Annotated in this window: 11 protein-coding genes; all 11 read left to right on the plus strand. The window is 38.2% G+C overall.

What is annotated here, in order from left to right; genetic code table 11:
* The first annotated feature begins 167 nt into the window (after window positions 1–167).
* The 11 genes from Q0093_RS12350 (at window position 168) to Q0093_RS12400 (ending at window position 21436) form a co-directional block, all read left to right on the plus strand.
* The gene (locus Q0093_RS12350) at window positions 168–1973 is read left to right on the plus strand and encodes an ELWxxDGT repeat protein (protein WP_297930913.1); all 1806 of its coding nucleotides are present in this window, start codon (window positions 168–170) and stop codon (window positions 1971–1973) included.
* 157 nt (window positions 1974–2130) lie between these two features.
* Complete coding sequence (locus Q0093_RS12355; protein ID WP_297930916.1) at window positions 2131–5289, plus strand: TonB-dependent receptor; 3159 nt, start codon at window positions 2131–2133, stop codon at window positions 5287–5289.
* 10 nt (window positions 5290–5299) lie between these two features.
* Window positions 5300–7039: a RagB/SusD family nutrient uptake outer membrane protein gene (locus tag Q0093_RS12360; protein WP_297305089.1), complete on the plus strand. Its 1740-nt coding sequence runs from the start codon at window positions 5300–5302 to the stop codon at window positions 7037–7039.
* Between the two features lie 19 nt (window positions 7040–7058).
* On the plus strand, window positions 7059–8141 hold the full coding sequence (locus Q0093_RS12365; protein ID WP_297930918.1) for a hypothetical protein: 1083 nt from the start codon (window positions 7059–7061) through the stop codon (window positions 8139–8141).
* An 88-nt stretch (window positions 8142–8229) separates the two neighbouring features.
* On the plus strand, window positions 8230–11403 hold the full coding sequence (locus tag Q0093_RS12370; RefSeq protein ID WP_297930921.1) for a glycoside hydrolase: 3174 nt from the start codon (window positions 8230–8232) through the stop codon (window positions 11401–11403).
* Between the two features lie 92 nt (window positions 11404–11495).
* Window positions 11496–12368: an endonuclease/exonuclease/phosphatase family protein gene (locus tag Q0093_RS12375; protein WP_297930923.1), complete on the plus strand. Its 873-nt coding sequence runs from the start codon at window positions 11496–11498 to the stop codon at window positions 12366–12368.
* A gap of 36 nt (window positions 12369–12404) precedes the next feature.
* Window positions 12405–15158: a sugar-binding domain-containing protein gene (locus Q0093_RS12380; RefSeq protein WP_297930926.1), complete on the plus strand. Its 2754-nt coding sequence runs from the start codon at window positions 12405–12407 to the stop codon at window positions 15156–15158.
* Window positions 15159–15170: 12 nt separating this feature from the next.
* Window positions 15171–15884: an SGNH/GDSL hydrolase family protein gene (locus Q0093_RS12385; protein WP_297930929.1), complete on the plus strand. Its 714-nt coding sequence runs from the start codon at window positions 15171–15173 to the stop codon at window positions 15882–15884.
* A 12-nt stretch (window positions 15885–15896) separates the two neighbouring features.
* Window positions 15897–17846, plus strand: a complete 1950-nt coding sequence (locus Q0093_RS12390) for a heparinase II/III family protein (protein ID WP_297930932.1) — start codon at window positions 15897–15899, stop codon at window positions 17844–17846.
* Between the two features lie 5 nt (window positions 17847–17851).
* Complete coding sequence (locus tag Q0093_RS12395) at window positions 17852–19840, plus strand: glycoside hydrolase family 2 protein (RefSeq protein ID WP_297930934.1); 1989 nt, start codon at window positions 17852–17854, stop codon at window positions 19838–19840.
* Between the two features lie 12 nt (window positions 19841–19852).
* Window positions 19853–21436 carry a glycoside hydrolase gene (locus Q0093_RS12400; RefSeq protein WP_297930936.1) on the plus strand — a complete coding sequence of 528 codons (1584 nt, stop codon included), beginning with the start codon at window positions 19853–19855 and terminating at the stop codon, window positions 21434–21436.
* Window positions 21437–21448: the final 12 nt, after the last annotated feature.

Here is a 21448-nt window from a genome sequence, read left to right on the forward strand (position 1 = left end):
TGAATAAACAAATCGAAAATTTGTCCATGTGCTTTGTGAAATTATCCATTTCTTTATACTTTTTATAACTGTATTTTCGTAATGTAAATCTAAGATCGACAATTATTTATCTTAAATAATTACTGTCGGTTTTATCAGATAAATTTTATAATTAAAAATTTTAAGCCATGAAACATCATTATCTAAAACGTAATTTGAAATTTTTTGCAGGGTGTGTTTGTGCTTTGGCAATTACTTCGTCTGTAACGGCACAAGTTTTACCAGAAGGAATGACTCGTCTGACTCCAGAAGGGTTGGAGTTAGGGAGTGTTATGTCTGTTGCTAATCCGTTAGGTCCTAAAGAACATGCCGTAAGAACTGAGAATTTTCTATTTTTTGCCGGAAAGGATGCAGATCATGGAAGTGAATTATGGTACACAGACCTGACTCCGGAAGGAACGAAATTATTTATGGATATTATTCCGGGAACTGAAAGTTCAGAACCGAGTAGCTTGAAATGGGTGAATGGAAAACTTTTTTTTACAGCAGAAACTGCTGAGTATGGTCGAGAACTTTGGGTTTCGGATGGAACGGTAGAAGGTACGAAAATGGTAAAGGATATTTATCCCGGAAATATTGGTTCTCAACCGGGGAATATGGTTATACTTGGAGACAAAGTCCTTTTTACGGCAAGAGATGAGGAAAGTGAGATGATGCCTGTTGTCGATCCTGAAACTCCAGAAAGTTGGATTTGGATATCCGATGGTACTGAAGAGGGTACAATTCGTATAGCCAGTATTCCGATGAAAAGTTATTTTGAGGTAGTAGGTGATAAAGCTTTTTTTGCAGGAGTCGATCTTGAGCATAACGAGGAGTTGTGGATTACCGACGGAACTCCGGAAGGGACAATGCTATTGAAAGATATTAATAATAGACCGAGTGATGATGGTACGTTTGGAACCGGTCCGGCTGGGATAGGAGCATTACGTAATATAAATGATGAGATGGTGGTTTTTCGTGCCGAGACAGTAGCAGAACAAGTCGGTCAGGATTATGGAAGTGAGATTTGGTATAGCGACGGAACTCCGGAGGGGACAAAATGGTTAGGCTTTGATTTTGCTAAAGGAGAAACAGGGGGATTACCTTCTGCGACAGAATTTGCTTATCCGATAGCAATTGGCGATACGATTTATTTTCGGGCAAAGGACGGCATTCATGGTTGTGAGCCTTGTTTTTGGGATTTGACTAAGCCTATAGAAGATGGCGTAAATCCTCGTATGATTTATGATATTAATCATTGGGGTGGAAATGTATCATTAGACTCTTGGGGATCGAATGCTGATTTCTTTGTATATCAAGGATATTTGATGATTCAGGCCAATGGGGGATATTATATGCCGGATGATGCTACCCAATATGCTTCAGGTTATAGTCTGTGGTTAGCGCCGACCTCAACTTTGGACACATGTATTTATCAACGTCAATTTTGGGGTACGGAGATTGCTGCCGGGAGTTTAGCTGATAATTGTGCTAATTTTAGGGAGATAAATGGGAAATTATTCTTTAAGGCTCAAGATGAAAATAATAATAATGAGTTATGGATGATCGATGGTATTGAAAATGCTCCTGTTAAAGTGGTTGATTTACCGGACAACGGTTCTCCTACGGGATTCTATAATATCAATAATAATCTTTATTTCGGATCTACATCGACAAAAGCTCTTTACAAATATGATTTGGGGGGAACGAGTGCGATAGAGGACCCTGCAGTCGTAGCGGCTAAAGTAACGGTTTATCCGAATCCGGCAACCGAAAGAATTTTCATCACAACACATCAGGATATAAAAACGGTACAAATTTATGATCTTTCCGGTGCTCAAGTATTGGAAACGGCAGCAGACAGTATCGATGTTACCGCTCTTAATGGTATCTATTTTGTGAAAGTTGTGTTGGCCGACGGACATCAGGTTGTTGAAAAAATTGTAATTAGATAAATTGAGTTGATATGGGACTGTTGATTTTACACAGTCCCGTATTATTTAAAAAGATTAATAAAAGGCATTGATAATAAATATTTTAATGCAATGTGAATCTTGAAACAATAGATTTTCTCCGGTCCATTTTTATTTTATAACATAAATAGTTTTAACCATGCTAAGCCATAGAAAAATAAAGGCTTTGTTGTTATTATTCATGATTATGCTTGTTATGCCTGTCTATTCTCAGGTGATAACGGGTAAAGTGGTAGATGCAGGCAGCAAAGAACCTATTATCGGTGCTTCGATACAAGTAAAGGGGACGAACACCGGAACAATGAGTGATCTGGACGGTCAATTTAAAATTACCGTGAAAGATAAAAATGCATCTTTACAGGTTTCGTATGTAGGATATAAAACCGTCATGCAACCTTTAGACGGAAAAACTTCCATTACTATCTTTTTACAGGAATCGACGCAGGAGTTGGATCAAGTCGTGGTTATAGGGTATGGAGTCCAGAAAAAAAGCGATTTGACCGGAGCTATTGCTTCGGTAAAGGCAGATGAGATAGCTAAATTGCCGGCAACGAACGTTATGCATGCGATTCAGGGAAAAGCTGCGGGAGTTGAAATTGTGCAGAATTCCGGAGCTCCGGGTGCTAGTTCTACTGTTCGTATTCGGGGAATGGGTACGATCAATAATTCCGATCCTTTGTATGTGGTTGACGGAATACCTATGGATAATATCGATTATTTGTCAGCAGATGATATAGAATCTATCGAAATTTTAAAAGATGCATCTTCTGCGGCTATTTACGGTTCTCGTGCGGCAAATGGCGTTGTACTCGTTGTTACTAAATCGGGAAAAAACAGCCAGAAAATATTGAATGTGAATTTCAATGCTTATTTGGGATGGCAGGAATCTTGGAAAGATCCCGGATTAATGGATAAACAAGATTTTGCTTATTATTCCGACTTTGTAAATAATCTGAATATTGTTACGGATTATGATGAAGTTACAGGACAAATGAAAGTGAAACCCGAAACTCAGGAGTTGATAGACAAAGGTGTTAATTGGTGGGACGAATTATCTCGTAGCGCATTAATGCAAAAATATAATATTGCATTATATGGGGGTAATGATAAATTGAATTATTATGTCAGTGGTAATTTTCAGAATACGGATGGTATTGTAAAAGAATCGAATTACGAACGTAAGTCTTTTAACGGAAAGATGAACGCTAAATTATTGAAGAATTTGACGTTTGGGACGAATCTTACTTATGCACGAGAAGATCGTAGAGTTGTCGGAGAAGGAACGTGGGGAGTTATTAAAACGGCTATAAATTATAATCCGCTTACACCTATTTATGACCAAAATGAGAGTTATAACTGGACTACTCCGGTTGAGAATCTTCGTCGTACGACTTATGACACGTATATCAACACATTTATCGGTCAGATAACATTGGATTGGGATATTGTAAAAGGATTGAAATATTCTACTCGTGCCAGTTATTCGAATTATGCCTCCGATCAGGAACAGTTTAACCGTTATAACGTAAATCCCGAAATTGTAGGTACTATAAAATATGATGTGAAACGTTATCCGACTACTACCGATAATATTAGTTGGGATAATATTTTGAACTATGCGGCGAAATGGGGAGACCATGATTTTTCGGTAATGATCGGGCAGACAATGGAGACTTCGACGATGAAACGTACATGGGCTCAAGGTACGGGCTATGGAGGATATGATGATGAATTAAATGCGTTGAACTTTGCGCAATTTTCACAATCGACATCGGGATATACGACATCTTGGACAGCTTTAGGGCTTTTGGGACGTATTAGTTATAATTACAAAGATCGTTATTTATTACAAGCGAATTTCCGTGCCGATGCATCTTCTCGGTTTTCAAAGAAAAATCGGTGGGGATATTTCCCGAGCGTATCTGCCGGTTGGAAGATTAATTCTGAATCATTTATGCAGAATGTAGATTGGATCAGTTTATTGAAATTGCGTGCCGGTTGGGGACAATTAGGTAATAATCGTATTGGAAACAATGCTTACGGAACTTATGTCGGACAGCAATCAGCTACTTATATATATGGGGTAGGGATGCCTACAATACAGCCGGGTATGAGTATATCTTCATATGGCAATTCCGATATTCTATGGGAACGGACTCAATCGACCAGTGTCGGACTTGATTTTAATGTTCTGGACAACCGTATTTCTACATCGGTCGATTATTTTATAAAAGATACACACGATATGCTTGTTGCCGTTCCTATCGTTTATTCATCAGGATATACTTCTACTCCAATGCAGAATGCCGGGAGTGTAAGAAATAAAGGTTGGGAAGTTCAACTTTCTTATAAAGACCGTATAGGAAATTTTAATTTTGAAGTATCTGGGAATTTCACGAAAGTAAAAAATGAGGTAACTTCTTTAGGAGGAAATAACGATGCCATTTATGGTGGAGATTTAGGTAGTCCGAATAATCTCGGTTATGTAAATAAGACTGTTGTAGGAGCTCCTATTGCCTGTTTTTATGGATGGAAAACTGCAGGAATTATGACGGAAGCTGATTTTAATGGCGATGGTTCGCCTAAAGTACCTGTATTTTCTTCAGGATCGACTTATACTCCCGGAGATATGAAATTTGTAGATGTAAATGGAGATGGTGTGATTGACGATAGTGACCGCACGTTCATCGGGAATCCTAATCCTGACTTTTATTACGGATTTAATATCAATATGGAATATAAAGGATTTGATTTATCTATGTTTTTTCAAGGCGTTGCCGGCAACGAGATTTATGATGTGACACGGTATTTCCGTTATTCCAATGTATCTTATAGCGGAGGATGGGAAAATCTGAACTATTTGAGCTATTCCAATGTGGCGAAAGATTATTTTGACAAGGTTTGGAGACCTGTTCCCGACCCTGCTAATCCTGCTTACCGGGATCATTGGGGAGCTAATTTGAATGGTACAGTACCGTTGCCCAGTTCTGATGGAAGTAAGAACGAGATGAATTTTAGAAATTCCGATTTTTATATACAAGATGGTTCGTACTTGCGATTAAAAAATATTCAATTAGGATATACTTTCCCTAAAAAATGGGTTAACAAGTTGTCTGTAAGTAATTTGAGAGTTTATGCATCCGCTACGAACCTTTTTACAATTACCGGTTATGATGGTTTAGATCCGGAAGTGGGTAAAACATCGGGACAAGAAAGTAATAATCTTTATTTGGGTATCGATCAAGGAGTATATCCTCAGGCGCGTTCCTATATGTTTGGCGTAATAATTGATTTTTAAATATTCGGATATGAAAAAGTTGATATATATTCTTTTAGCAGTATGCCCGTTGTATTTTTCGTCATGTGAAGACTATTTCGAGCCTGAACAGACCGGGTTGATAGAAGGTGATGTTTTTTATAAAGATCTGAATAATTTACGTATCGGATTAAATTCTATTTATGATTTAATGCAGTCACAACAATATCAGTTGAGCGAGATTATTTTCGGTGAGGCTATGAGTGATAATTCATGGAATAAGCAGGATGTTGAGGTCAATGATATGAGTCAGTTGGTTAATTTCCAGTTTAATACTGAGAATCCTTATATTTTGCAACGCTATCAGGTAAATTATCAGGGTATTAATAAGGCAAATCAAGTGATCAGATCTGCTCCTTATGTTGATTATCGGGCTAATGGTACAAGCGAGAAAGAGATACGTGAGGTATTGGGACAGGCTAAATTGTTAAGAGCTCTCTTTTATTTTAATTTGGTGAAGACTTTCGGTGGAGTATCTATACAGCCTGAAGATGTGGATTTAGGAAATATGGTAGTGCCAAGATCTTCTTTAGATGAAGTGTATGCTTATATCGAGAAAGATTTGCGTGAGGCAGCCTTGATTTTGCGTAGAAGCCGTTATCAGTTAACAGAAGCCGGTCAGATAGGTGTCGGGGGAGGTTTGGGATTATTGATGAAGGTTTTGGTGTATGAAGCATCACCCGGAGTGAAATTATCATCGGTAGATAAAGAAGAGAAATGGCAGGAAGCTCGTGAAATAGGGGAATTTTTTATTGAGGGTAAAAATCTGACTTATAATCAGATATTGAAATTTGATGAAAATTATCCGGATGAATCATGGGAGTCTTTGGCAAAACGTTTGGTGTTAGATCCTGCGGCAACCAAGGAGACTGTTTTTGCCGGACAGGATGTCGTGAGTATTCACCAATTGGATGAGTTCGATAAAATATTTCGACTTGAAGGTGAATTTTCGCCTGAATCACTAATTGAAATAAATCATTATGATTATTCTGGCTCGGGAATTTCAACAAATGAAAGTTGGCCGTGTGGAGGATCTTTGATAAATTCGTTAGGAGGGACTGCTTCGACGATAGCTATTACACCGACGTCAGATTTGGATAATCAATTTCAGAATGATCCTCGGAGATTATTTACCATTACAGGGCGTACGATCAGTGAATATTATAAACAAGAGGAAACCTCTCCTCAAATCGGTTGGTTTAATTATGGTAATGGAATGATTTTTGTCAAATACTATATATTCCGTAGCGAGGGCTCTACAAATGGGCGGAATTATCGAGTAATGCGCTATCCGGAAGTGTTGCTTCTGTTTGCCGAAGCATTGAATGAAACCGGAGAATCTCGGAAAGCGGTTGATTACGTAAATAAGATTCGTCAACGTGCCCGTAAATTGTTAGATCCGAATAATCCTAATTCTCAATATATATCGATCCCTTCTGCTAATTTTCAAGATGTAGCTTATGCTCCTTATGATGTTACGCGGGATGCTATCTTAAAAGAAAAACGAATAGAGATGGCGGGAGAATTTGATCGCTGGTTTGAAATTGCACGTTTAGGTATTTTAAGTGAGAGAATGGCATCTGTGTATAAAAATGCTCCGGTAGAACAACCGTCTGGAAAAATCAGAGAGCGGGGAAAATATTTCAGAAAAGGAGTGAATGAAATATTTCCTATTCCTCAGGAAGAAATAACTATTTCCAATGGGGTGATAGAACAGAATTTTGGATATTAATAAAATGGAGAAAGATATTATGAAGACGATAAAAGTTATATATTGCCTGTTGACTGTTCTGATATTTGCTTCATGCGATGAAAATGGTTACCTCCGGGATTTATATGTTGCTCCTGAAGCTGCTTTTGAGGTAGAAAAAGATACTTATGATGCTTTCGAATCGGTTCGTTTTGTCAATAAAGGTTCGGGACAGTATTATGTCGTTTATCCGGGAGATGCTAATCATGTATATGGAAAAGAAGGAGATACCGGTTTTGCAACGGCTTCTGACGGAACATTTTCTTATTCTTATCAAGAGCCCGGAACATTCAATGCCGTATGGGTGGCTTCTTCTATAAATGGGAATGGAGAACGGGAGTTTACTGTCGATTCTGTGACTATTAAAGTGGTAGCATTGGACGGAGGTTTAGATAATTTGAAAATCAATAATCTATATCGAATGTCTGAATATGCAGGAACTGTTTATTATAGTTCTTATGGTGAATTTATTTCTTCAGATTCGTTACTTTGCCCGATATTATTTGATGCGTGGCGAGATGCGACATTTAATTCGATTAAGGCAAAACAATTGGTCAATTTTGAGTTATCATCGAATCTTGCAGAAATGTATTGGATCAATCCGAATGGAGAAGAAAAGAAAATAGTATCAGGTTCTACAGCCTCTCGAATTGTCGAATTTGTTCAGGATGGTAAATTGAAAATACAAAATTTCAGAGTTATTACGGCATCCGGAGTCGTTTCTAATTATTATGTAGCTCCGGTTATGATTCCGAAGATGACAAAATTTTCTATTAATGGTGTGGCTGGTACTATAACGCGTGATATTGCATATTATAACCGGTATAATATTACATTGCAATTGGCAGATGGCAGTGATTTAAGTAATGTAATTCCGGTCTTTGAGACGATGAACAATGATCCGAACCTGTTGGATGGAACAAATTGTCGTGTGACGATTGACGGAGTGGAGCAAATATCGGGTGTAACTTCGGTAGATTTTTCACAAGGAGACGTTACTTATACGATAGATTATAATTTTATGGGGAATAATAATCCTAAACTGACCCAACAGGCTTTGGTAACTGTTTCCGTTTTGCATTAATGATGTTATTAAAATGATGTCTTCGATGTTCCTTTAATAGAGGCTCGAAGACATTATTGTTTGATCTTGAATATTAAAAAAGAGAACCATGAAAAGAACGATTTTATTTATATGTTTATCTTACCTTTTGCCGGTATGCGTATGGTCAACTGTCGATAATAAGGCAAAGCCGATTGCAGATATAAATTTTGAAGATGGTACGGTATCGGATTGTTTAGGAAATGTTGTTGCCGATGCATTAAACGGAGCTTCTGTAGTGTCGGATGATATGCGGCAAGGAAAAGTTTTGTATTTTGATGCCGATTCGAAAGGTTGTTTACAGTTAAAAGGCGATGTATTATCGGATGAAATGACTATTTCGTTTTTCGGGAAAAGGGAAGATATCGATCCCAATGCAAATTGGCGGATGTTTTTAGCATTGTATGCCGATGACGGAAGCAATATCTATTTAACTCCTAAAACATCATGGGGAAACGATAGTTATATCGTTATTGATAATAAGCCTTATTCAACTTATCGTTCGATCGCAGGAGAACCTTTAGAAAATAACCAGTGGTATCATTTTGCTCTTGTTTTCAAAGGAATTCAAGTAAAATATTATGTAAATGGAAAGTTGTCGGGAGAGCTTGAGACATTGTTGAACCTTTCTGATTTTAATATTTCTAAATGTTTTTTAGGATGTAATCCCGAGACAAGTTATTCGATGAGCGGTCGTATCGATAATATAAAAATATATCATACGGCTCTTGCCGTTAACCAGATTGCAGCACTTGCTGAAGATAAGGAGTTACCAGAGCCTTCTGTTTCTGATGGCGGGGAAACAGCTTATGCGCGGTTTTCTTTTGAAACAGGATTGGAGGATGACATGAAAAATATTGAAAGTTCGTCTTTAAACGTGGAACGAACAAAAGATAATGTAAGAGGATATGTTGCCGACATTAAAAGTGATAGTCGAATGTCTTTGCAAATTGGCGATTTAATGAAAGAAGAGTTATCTTTTAGTTTTGTATATTTTAAAGATTTGTTTAAAGAGGAGGATGCCGGTAAGGTATTGGTCCGTTTCCAAGGTCAAAATAATGATGAAGCTTTGTTGCTTGTTTCACAAATTACTTCGGGGCAAGCCGTGTTTGAATTTCAGATTAGAGAAGACGGGGTGTCCCGAACTACTGGCAAAATGGCAACTGTTCCATTGTATTCCGGCAAATGGAACAGCATATCTTTGGTACAGGTTTTTAGTGCAGGAGGTAGTCCTTATTACCGGATTTATATAAATGGGGTTTTAGGAAAACAAATTGCCGGATATACAAAAAAAGAGAACCCTTTTTCCTATATAGATTTCGGCTGTGGAGAAAATACGTGTACCGGTCTTCTTGATGAGATAACTTTAGAACAACGGTCACTTTCTTTAGCAGAAGTTCAGGATTGGAGTGCAGAATTTTGTGATTTTACCGAATTTACAATCTATACAGATCAAATAAGGCAAACAATACGTAATTTCGGGGCATCGGATGGCTGGAGTACTCAGTTTATAGGGAAATATTTTCCGGATAGTAAGAAAGAGCATTTAGCTGAACTATTGTTTAGTTGTGATACTTTGTCGAATGGAACTCCGAAAGGAATAGGATTATCTTCATGGCGTTTTAATATAGGAGCAGGAACTTCGGAACAAGGTGAAGAGAGCCGCATTTCAGATGAAACACGTCGTACTGAATGTTTTTTAAATCCGGATATGACTACTTATGATTGGACGAAACAGGCCGGACAACGATGGTTTTTAGAAAAAGCTGTGAAAACATATAATGTGCCGGATATTATAGGTTGGCAAAATTCACCTCCTGTCTATTATACAGTAAAAGGTTTGGGTTTTCGGGAATATGGAGATGCTAAATCGACGATTTTGAAAAGGGAACATTTTGGTGATTTTGGAAAATTTCTTGCCGATGTAGTCTCTCATTTTAAAGAAGAAGGGATTAATTTTAAATATATTAGTCCTTTGAATGAGCCCCAATGGGAGTGGGATGCAACCTCTGTCGGGGAGGTAGTATCACAAGAGGGCTCTCCTTGGACGAATCAGGAGGTTTCGGATGTTGTTAAAGCAATCGATACTGAGTTTGTAAAAAGAAATATCGATACCAAGTTGTTTATTACGGAAGCCGGCTCGATGAATTATTTATTGAAAGAAAGTTCCGGAGATTATGCAAATCAGTTATATAATTTTTGGAATGATCGGTCTGCTCTTAAGATAAAAGATCTTCCTTCGGTTTCATCTTATGTCTCTTCCCATAGTTATTGGACAGATGCTTCTGCTACGGATATTGTAGAGAAGAGAAATGCATTGAGAGACCAAATAGAAGAAACCGATCCGGAACTAGAATATTGGCAAACGGAATATTCTTTATTAGGAAACGGTTATAAAGCCGTTCATAACGGAGGAGCTTCTCGTACGTTATCCCCGATGGAATGCGGAATATCTTTGGCACGAATTATTCATAATGATTTGGTAGAGGCAGATTGTTCTGGTTGGCAATGGTGGACAACATTTGAAAAAGATGCAAGTAGTGGCAATGAAGAACGTTTTGCTTTGATCCGCTATATTTTAAACAGTCAGCGTACCGACGGAGTGTATCGTCCCACAAAGTTACTTTATGCTTTAGGAAATTTTTCTCGGTTTATTCGTCCGGGTATGAAAAGGATAGATGTAGTACGTTCTGACAATATGTCTGCTGTCGATGCAATTGCCAATCAAATGGTTTCAGCATATATTAATGAAGAAAAACAAGAACTTGTTATTGTTGCAATAAACGCGTCAACGAATTCACGTTCGATACGTATAAATGTAGCCGGGTTAGCAGAAAATATGGGAATTACGCACTTCACTCCTTATATTACTACTAATAATCCGGATGATGCCTTGAGACGGGGAGAAGATATTGCTGCTACTGAAAATTATACAATGCCGGCGACATCGATAGTCACTTTTGTCGGAAAAATAAAAGATCTTACCGATGCTGGAATGATTGAATCTGTTATCGATTCTCGAATTTCTGTATATCCAAATCCTGCAAAAAATCAAATTACTATCCGTTCGGAGATCCCGTTAGACGAAATATCCGTGATTGATTTGAACGGTAAAATAATCTATTCGGTAAATCCGTATTCTAAAATTTCAGTATTGTCATTAAATAACTTGTATAAAGGTATTTATATATTGAAATTAAATACAGGACGAAGAGTTGAGATTCAGAAATTGATTATTAAGTAAATCATAAAATACTCTATTCTATTTGGATAATTCTCCATTCTATCTGTAAAAAGGTCTTTTTATTTTTGTAATAATAAAGAAGGATTTTGTTTATGAAGAAGGTGCTATATCTGATCTGTTTTTTCGTTTATTGCTTTGTTGTGGAAGCTCGGCAGATGAAAGTTGCCTCTTATAATATCCGATTTGCAAATCGGAATGATTCGATTAATGGTAACGGATGGGGACAACGTTGTCCTATTATTGCCGATTTGGTACGTTATCACGATTTCGATATATTCGGAACACAAGAGGGAAAATATCATCAGGTAGAAGGACTTAAAACTGAGTTGCCGGGGTATAATTATATCGGAATAGGGCGTGATGATGGAATAAAAAGAGGAGAGTTTACGGCCATTTATTATAAGACGGGTCGTTTTGATCTCTTAGATCAAGGAAATTTTTGGCTTTCTTCTACTCCCGATCACCCCAGTTTGGGATGGGATGCCGATCAGGTACGATTGTGTACATGGGGAAAGTTCCGAGAAAAGGAAACTGGATTTATATTTATGTTTTTTAATTTACATGCCGATCATGTCGGGGTAGAATCGAGAAACCTAAGTGCATCTTTAATATTACGACAGATCAAAAAACTCGGAGGTAAATTGCCTGTTATCCTAACTGGCGATTTTAATGCAGATCAGAATAGTAAATGTTATATGACAATCGTGGATTCGAAAATGTTGTCGGATGCGTATGAATGTGCCGATATCCGTTATGCTGTAACGGGAACTTTTAATGCTTTCAATCCGAATGGGAAAACAACGACTCGTATCGATCATATATTTCTTACGTCACATTTTCGCGTCGATCGGTATGGAATATTGACCGATACTTATCGGACTCCGGCAAAGAATGTGGAGAATACATTTCAGGCACGTAATCCGTCAGATCATTTTCCTGTAGTTGCGGTCGTTGAATATAATTAATAAGGATAATTTAATATACCTTGAAAATACACTCTCATGAAACGTTTAGTTTTTTTTCTTCCTTTTTTTCTGGTCGGACTTGCATTTCAGATGCAAGCCCAACCGGGATATCATACAATTCCTTTAGACGGAATATGGTCATTTAAAGCAGATCCTCTCGGAATGGGTCTCCAAAGTAATGGGTTGCAGATGTTTCCATCTCTTGCCGAAACAATTACATTACCCGGTTCTACCGATGAAGCAGGTAAAGGAATTCGTACACAAGGACTCTCTTCTATACGGCTGACAAGAATGTTTGAATATAAAGGTCCGGCATGGTATGAAAAAAAGGTTTTTATTCCGGAAGATTGGGCGGGGAAAGAGATTTCTTTATTTCTTGAAAGAGTTCACTGGGAAACTAAATTATGGGTGAATGGAGTTTATGTCGGACGGGAGGAAAGTCTGTCAGTCCCTCATGTTTATATGTTGGGAAAATTCCTGAGACCCGGCGAGATAAACACGATACGTTTACGTGTAAATAATGACTTGATTTATAATATTGAGTATAGCCATGCCATCAGTGCCGAAACGCAAACTAACTGGAACGGTATTATCGGAAAAATAGAGCTAAGGGCGACAGATAAAGTATATATTTCGGATGTGCAAGTATATCCTGATATTAAAGGAAAGAAAGTCCGTTTGGAAGTGACTTTCAATAATTGCGACAAGCTATCGTTGAAGGGTGATCTGGAAATTAAGGGGGGAACTGTGGATAATCTTATTTATATTCCGGAGAAGAAAGTTTCTGTGGTAGGCAAAGATTCGCTTATCATTTTGAAAATGGATTTATTCCTCGGAGATCAGGTCAGAACTTGGGATGAGTTTGATCCGAATCTTTATCGATTAGAACTTTCATTGAACGTTAAAAACGGAGAAAAATCTTATTCTGATACGAAACAGGTCGAATTCGGCATGCGTGAAGTAGGTGTAAAAGGCACTCGCTTTACGATGAACGGGCGTGAAATATTTATACGGGGAACAGTCAACAGTGCCGAGTTTCCGTTGACAGGATATCCGGTAATGGATGAATCGGGATGGTTTCGGATTTTGAAAACCTGTAAAGATTACGGATTGAATTGTGTCCGTTTTCATTCATGGTGTCCTCCTGAAGCTGCATTTAAGGTTGCCGATCGTTTAGGAATTTATTTGCAAATAGAAAATTCCGATTGGCGCTTTACGGTAGGAGAAGATAAAGCCGTTAATGATTTTCTCCGTCGTGAGGCAGACCGGATATTCAAAGAATATGGGAATCATCCTTCGTTTGTCTTTTTCTGTGAGGGAAATGAACTTTGCGGTTCGGGAGTAAAAGAGTTTCTTTCAGAGCTGGTAACTCATTGGAAACGAGATACCAGGCATCTTTATACGGGAAGTGCAGCATATCCCTATGTCCCGGAAAATCAATATAATGTATTATATGGGGCACGTCCTCACAGGTGGAAAGAAGGTTTAAAAAGCCGTTTTAATGTTGCTCCTTTGAATACTTTATATGATTATTCGGAATACGTGAAAAAGTACCCGATACCGATGATTACGCATGAAATAGGACAATGGTGTGTTTACCCTAATTATGATGAGATAAAAAAATATACAGGCGTTCTTAAGCCATATAATTATCAGATATTCAGAGAATCGTTGCGCGATCATCACATGTTGGATCTGGCTTCGGAGTTTACACTGGCGTCAGGTAAGTTCCACTTAATACAAAAAAAAGAGGAGTTTGAATCTTATTATCGTACGCCGGGTATGGCCGGGTATCACTTGTTGCAGTTGAATGATTTTCCCGGTCAGGGAACGTCTCCTGTGGGTGTGGTAGATGTTTTTTGGGATTCGAAACCGTATGTTACTGCAGATGAATTTAAAAGTATGGTTTCCCCTTGTCTTCCGCTATTGTTGACCTCGTCATTTGTTTGGACGAATGATTCGGTTTTTACCGGCGAGGCACGTATTGCGAATTTTGGGAAATCTAATATAAAAAAGGCTGTGTTGAGATGGACTTTAGAATACCCTGATGGCAAAATATATGCACAGGGAAAACTTCCGGCAAAAGATATACCGATCGGTAGTCCGCATTCTTTAGGTAAAATAAAAATTCCACTGAAAGGAATTAAAAAAGCAGAACAAATGAAACTTGTGTTCGGTATTGCTGGAACTTCATATCGGAATCAATGGGATATATGGGTATATCCGGCAGTTTTACCAGAAGTGAAGCTCCCTTCTGAAATAAAAATTGCAAATTCATGGAATGCCGAAATAAAAGAGTATTTGAAACAGGGAGGTAAGGTACTTTTACTTGCAGATACTGCAGATGTCCATACTACGGTTTCATCTTGTTTCTCCGGGATTTCATGGAATGCGGTCTGGTCTGGTATGCCTCCTGAACTATTGGGTATTTTGTGCGATCCTTCACACCCGTTATATGCATATTTCCCTACGGAGTTTCATTCTAACTGGCAGTGGTGGGATTTGGTAATTCCTTCTAAATTAATGAATTTAGATCATACTCCTTCGACTTATAGGCCGTTGTTGCAGATGATTCCAGACTGGAATAAGAATAATAAACTGGGGTTGGTAGCTGAGGCTAAAGTCGGAAAAGGAAGATTGTTGATTTGTACAATAGATTTGATTCGTAACATGGATAAAAGACCTGTGGCACGGCAATTTTTATATAGTTTGAAGAAGTATGTAAGCAGTCCTGATTTTCATCCGGAAGAAGAACTGTCCGAACAGGCTGTCGATGTATTGTTTAATTAAATAGATCTCTTTATGCTTATCAAAAGATTAGTATCGGTAATATTTGGTGTCTGTATAGTTTGTGTTGTAAATGCCCAATCGGCAACAGGAAGCTATGTTAATAATTTGAGAAATGAGTTAGTAAAGACATGGCCGCATAACCGGACGATAAATATTGTTTTTCATGGTCACAGTGTTCCGTCCGGTTATGCCAATACTCCCGTTGTGAATACTTTAAGTGCTTATCCGCATTTAGTCCTTCATGCAATAAAAAAATATTATCCTTATGCCGTAGTAAATGTAATTACGACCTCTATCGGAGGAGAACAGTCTGAGCAGGGAGAAAAACGATTTAAGAAGGAGGTACTAAATCATCATCCGGATTTGTTATTTATCGATTATGCATTGAATGACAGAAGTATAGGATTGGAACGATCATTAAAAGCTTGGGAGAAAATGATTAAGCAGGCTCTGAAACAGAATGTGAAAGTCGTTTTAATGACCCCTACACCCGATCTTACTGAAAATATTTTGGATGAGAATACTCCATTAGCCAAGCATGCCCGGCAAATACGTGATTTGGCATCGAAATATCATCTGGGGTTGGTCGATAGTTATGCTATGTTTATAAAATTGGCTAAAGAAGGTGAAGATCTTCACAAATACATGAGTCAGTCGAATCATCCTAATGCAGAAGGGCATAAGGTCGTTTTGAGAGCGATTGAAAAATGGTTCGTTTCACGATAGGAAGAGAAATATATGAGAATAGGGAATCTTGTTAAAATGGGAACTTTCATTATTATCGGAATATTTATTTTCCCATATATTTTGTATGCACAGAAAGGTTACTATTTTTTTTCGGATTCGGATAAGATTGCTATTCGAAATTCGGCAAATACTTTATGGGGCAGTGTGATTATAGAATCGATGAAAGAAAAAGTAAATGAACGTCGTTCCCATAAAATGGAAGTTCCTTTGTTGGAGGGAGGCCATCTCCATGATTATTTTTGTCCGATACATAACCTTTCTTTTAGTTTCGAATGGGATAAACCGAATGAGCATTATTGTTCTGCATGTGAGAAATATTGGAAAGAGAACAAGCGTTATGATTGGGCATGGATAAATAAGGTACATGCGGAGAATCTGCAATATTTGGAGAATTGTACTTATTTGTATTTGGCGACGAAAGATACGGTCTATGCAACTTATATCCGTGACATGTTGCTTGATTATGCATATAAATATCCTACTTATTTCGAACATAATACGAATCGTGTGGCAACCGGCTTGAATAGCGGTAAGTTATTCGGACAAAGTCTTGATGAGTCGGTTTGGGCGAGCGATGCTGCCCGGGCTTATTCAGTTGCAAAGGGGATAATGTCTTCCGGTGAAGTAAAAAAAATAGAAACCGGCTATTTGAGACCTTGTGCCGAATTGTTGCTTAAACGTCGAGGTGGAGGAAATTGGCAGGTATGGCATAATAGCGGACTGATTGCTTTAGGAGTTGCTTTGGAAGATGATAGAATAGTCGATATTGCACTGAATGACAAACAATGCGGATATCATGCCTTAATGGAAAGGCATGTGCACGATGACGGTTGGTGGAATGAAGGTTCTCCGACATACCATTATTACCCTTTAAGAGCTATGTTGTTATCTGCCGAAGCATTGCGTTGCCGGAATATAAATTTGTATGATCGTAAGTTGTTGGATATGTTGGCTTCTCCTGCACGGGGAGTGTATGCTGATCTTTCTTTTCCGGCGCATAATGACGGTTGGTACGGAGAATCGCTTTTGGCGCAGACTAAATTGTATGAATTGGCTTATGCAAGGTCTCATAATCCGTTATTCCGCAATATATTGGAACGTTGTTATGGTTTTGTCAGCCGAACTTCCGCTGAGGCTTTATTCAATCCGGTATCGATGGTGCAAAAAGGAAAACCCGAGTATGGAAAGAGTACCTATTTTAAAGATCTCGGAGTCGGTGTTTTAAGATATCAGGATAAAACAGTCGTTTTAAAATATGGACCGTATGGTGGTGGGCACGGGCATCCGGATAAGCTATCCATATCTATTCACAACGGGAAACGTGAAATTTTACCCGATTTGGGAACGTCGGCTTATGGTGTACCCGATTTTACAACTTGGTATCGAAAATCTTTAGCGCATAATACGGTTACGGTCGACGGTAAAGATCAAGCTCCGGTTACAGGGAAATTGATTCGTTTTTTACCGTCTTCATCCGGAGGTACAATTGAAGCAGAAGTGGATAGTGCGTATAATGGTGTAAAGATGAGACGCTGTGTGACTCTTAAAAAAAATCGGTTGTCGGATAATTTTGTTTGCGAGTCGTCGAGATCTCATGTTTATGATTATGTATTGTTGTTTACAGAACCTTTGGATCTTCCTTGGGTAGGGAAAGAAATAGCCATAACAGATGCTCCTGTATATGAAAAAATCCAGAATATGAAACGGTGTATTGTCCGAGGAAAATTTACTATACAGACGTCTGATGCAGAGATACGAATCGAGCCTGGCTGTGATGAAATAGAACTTTATACCGGGGTAGCACCCGGGATACCCCCCACTAATCCCGGAGTTATAACGAAAAAACACACTGAACGACAAGAGACACAACCTTGCTATCCTTTAATTATCAGAGTAAAAGGTGAGAAAATGAATATACAAACAATTTGGAATTTAAAATAGAAAGTATGAAAAATATAATTATAAAATATTGTATCGTCTTTTTTAGCTTTTTATTTTTTATATCGGGAAGTCTTTTTGCTCGTGATGAAATGTCTCTTTGCGGAGTATGGAAATTTGCATTAGAGCGAGATTATAAATCTTATGATTCTTGGACGGAAGGTTTTGAATTCGGGCGAGATGTAACCGTTCCTCATACGTGGAATGTAGAAGATAAAACGGAACGTATATTCGGAAAGGCCTGGTATGAAAAGCGAACGATTGTCCCGGAGAATTGGAAGGGTAAACATGTCCGTCTTTGTTTTGATGCGGTATATCGGGATGTTGTTGTTTGGGTTAATGGAAAACAAGCGGGTACACATTCGGGATCGGGATTTACGGAATTTTCTTTTGACATATCTCGTTTACTAAAATATGGGAAAGAAAATCGAATAACAGTGTCTGTCGATAATTCTTTTTCTGAACATGCTCTGCCTTATAAAGCTAAATTCGATTGGCCGAATGATGGGGGGATTATTCGACCGGTAAAACTTTTAGCTTTGGAAAAACCGGCAGTTCGTTCTGCGTTTGTTCGTTATGATATAGATTTTAGTAATAGTTCCGCAGATATGGATATAGAGGTGAGAAGTTGGAATCCGGAAATAAAGAAGCTTTCTTATGATGTAATTATCAAAGAATGGAAATCGGGGAATACCATTTTTGAAAAAATGTTTGATGTCGATATGAAAGACGGCATATCTCGATTAAAATTCGGATTGGATAATGTTAAATTGTGGCACTTCGATACTCCTCATTTATATACGTTGGAAATAAAAAGTGTACAGAAGGGTAAAGTATCGGATTCATATACAACACGTTTCGGAATACGAAAAGTCGAGATTAAGGGAGATACGCTTCTTTTGAATAACGAATCTGTTCGACTTCCGGGAATAGAATATATGCCGGGCAGTTATCCTGAGTTCGGTATGGCAGAACCGTTGTGGGTTATGGAAAAGGCTGTGGAACAAATAAAAGAATTGAATTGTGTCCTTACCCGTTGTCATTGGCAATATGATAAACGCTATTTCGATTTGTTGGACGAAAAGGGAATATTGGCTCAGGAAGAAATTCCTTGGTGGCAGGCTCCGGGGAATCTGACTCCGGAATTGGAGAATTTGGCGAAGTCACAGATAGACGAAATGATAGAAAGAGATTTTAATCATCCGTCGATCATTTCGTGGGGAGTAAGTAATGAAGTATTTTATAATACGGATAAAGATATTTACAGGAGATTGATTCGGCATGCTAAAGAGTATGATTCAGGACGGTTTGTAACAGTAGTTTCAAATGAAATATTTGATCGCCTTGAGAATGACGAGTCTCTTTTAGGCGATATTCCTACATGGAACGATTACACCGGGACTTGGCATGGTAAGAATAGAGAGGAGACACCCGATAAATTGGCGTTGATTAACAATCGTGCTTTAAAAGGACGTCCTCTGTTGATTACGGAACATGGATTGTGCGAACCGCGTTTTGTGGGAGCGGATGCACGTCGTGTTGTAGAAATGGCTTATCATTATGACCAGTGGGCTAAAAACAGGTTTATTATCGGGGTGATTTATTTTTCATTGAACGATTATCGTACACATGTCGGTGAAGCCGGTTTTGGACGATATAAGTCACGAGTGCACGGTTTGTCATCGATGTGGTTTGACAAAAAGCCTTCTTTTCAAGTATATAAAGGATTGGCTGCCCCTATATATGTAGAAAATTTACATATACGAGCTTCTGGAGAAGAGGCTCAGGTAGTTTTAAGGGTAAAAGATGATTTGCCTTCTTATACTTTAAAAAATTATACAGTGTGTTGGAAGACCGTTACAGGCGTGAAAAAATTGGAGTTACCCGATCTGAAACCGGGAGAACAATATACTTTCGAGATTAACGGATTAGATCCTTTATCTCGTCCCGATGTGAAAATTTTCAGACCGACAGGGTATTTAGTTACGGAGTATTAAAATGTAGGTAGTATGAAAAAATCGTTGTTATTTATTCTTCTTTGCAGTTTGTTTATGTTTGTATATTCAAAAGAGAATACGGTTATCGTTTTTCCTGATGAAGTACATCAGATGATTCATAGTTTCGGAGCTTCCGACTGTTGGCGTACCCAATATATCGGGAAAAACTGGCCGTTGGAAAAAAGAAATGCCATTGCCGATTACCTGTTCAGTACCGATTTTGACGAAAAGGGAAATCCTCGTGGAATAGGATTAACGCTTTGGCGTTTTAATATAGGTTCGGGAAGCCATGAAGTCGGAGAAAGAGGTGGGGTCGCATCGGAGTGGCGCAGAACTGAATGTTTTTTAGATTCTTTGGGACACTGGGACTGGTCGAAACAGGAAGGTCAGAGGTGGTTTTTACAAGCTGCCCGAGAAAGAAAAGTTCCGTATACATTAGGCTTTTCTATTTCAGCACCTGTATTTATGTCGAAAAACGGGATGGCGCGGGCCAGTGAGCCAACGCCTTATGCTAATCTGAAGTCTGATAAGTATGTCGATTATGCTCATTTTATGGCTGTCGTTTGTGAAAAATTGGGATTCGATTACCTGAGCCCTATCAATGAACCTCAATGGAACTGGATTCATGCAAGTCAAGAGGGTATGCAAATGACTAATGAAGAATGCAATCGTTTAATCCGGTGTTTGGATAAGGAATTAAAAAAAATAAACAAGAATACTCGCATAGTTTTTGGAGAAGCCGGCTGTATTAATTATTTATATGAATCGGTGAAAGATAATCCGTTGAGGAGTAATCAAATAGAAGAAATATTTTCTACTGACGGAAAATATAGCATATTCGGATTGCAAAATGTTGCCCCTATTGTTTCGGGACATTCCTATTGGTCAACATGGTCGTTGGATTCATTAATCAGTTGGAGAAAACGATTGGATCGTAAAATAAAAACGGATTTACCCGGTACAGCTTATTGGCAAACCGAATATTGCCCTATGGAGAAAAATGATGATAATCCGTATGGTGGTGGAAAACGAGATATAGGGATGAATACGGCATTATATGTAGCGCGTGTTATTCATAGCGATTTGGTTTATGCGAATGCAGCTTCTTGGCAGTTTTGGACTGCTTTTTCGGAATGGGATTACAAAGACGGTCTGATTTATATCGATGACGGAAAATCTCCTCAAGGAGCTAATTCGTCTGATAATCCATTGATAGAATCTTGTAAATATGACGGGGTGTATAGAACGTCAAAACTAATGTGGGCTTTAGGAAATTATAGTTTATTTATCCGTCCCGGTATGCAGAGAATTTCTGCGAATTTGCAAGGCGTTTCGGATGAAGAATCGGTACGGTCGTTGATGGTGTCTGCTTATAAAGATCCGATTTCTGGTAAAATGGTTTTGGTTTTTATCAATTTCGCTCAGGATGAAGATATTGTGAATATTCAGTTCAAAGAAAATAAGAGTGCAGCTTCTGTAAAATATAAACAGTATATTACTTCCGAAGAATGTGATTTATCATATAAAGGTAACGTTGAAAATAAGGTCGTTATCCCTGCTCGATCGTTAGTGACTTTAGTGGCCGAAATGAAATAAGTATTTTATGTT

This window comes from uncultured Coprobacter sp. (genome assembly GCF_947855755.1).
Classification (GTDB): domain Bacteria; phylum Bacteroidota; class Bacteroidia; order Bacteroidales; family Coprobacteraceae; genus Coprobacter.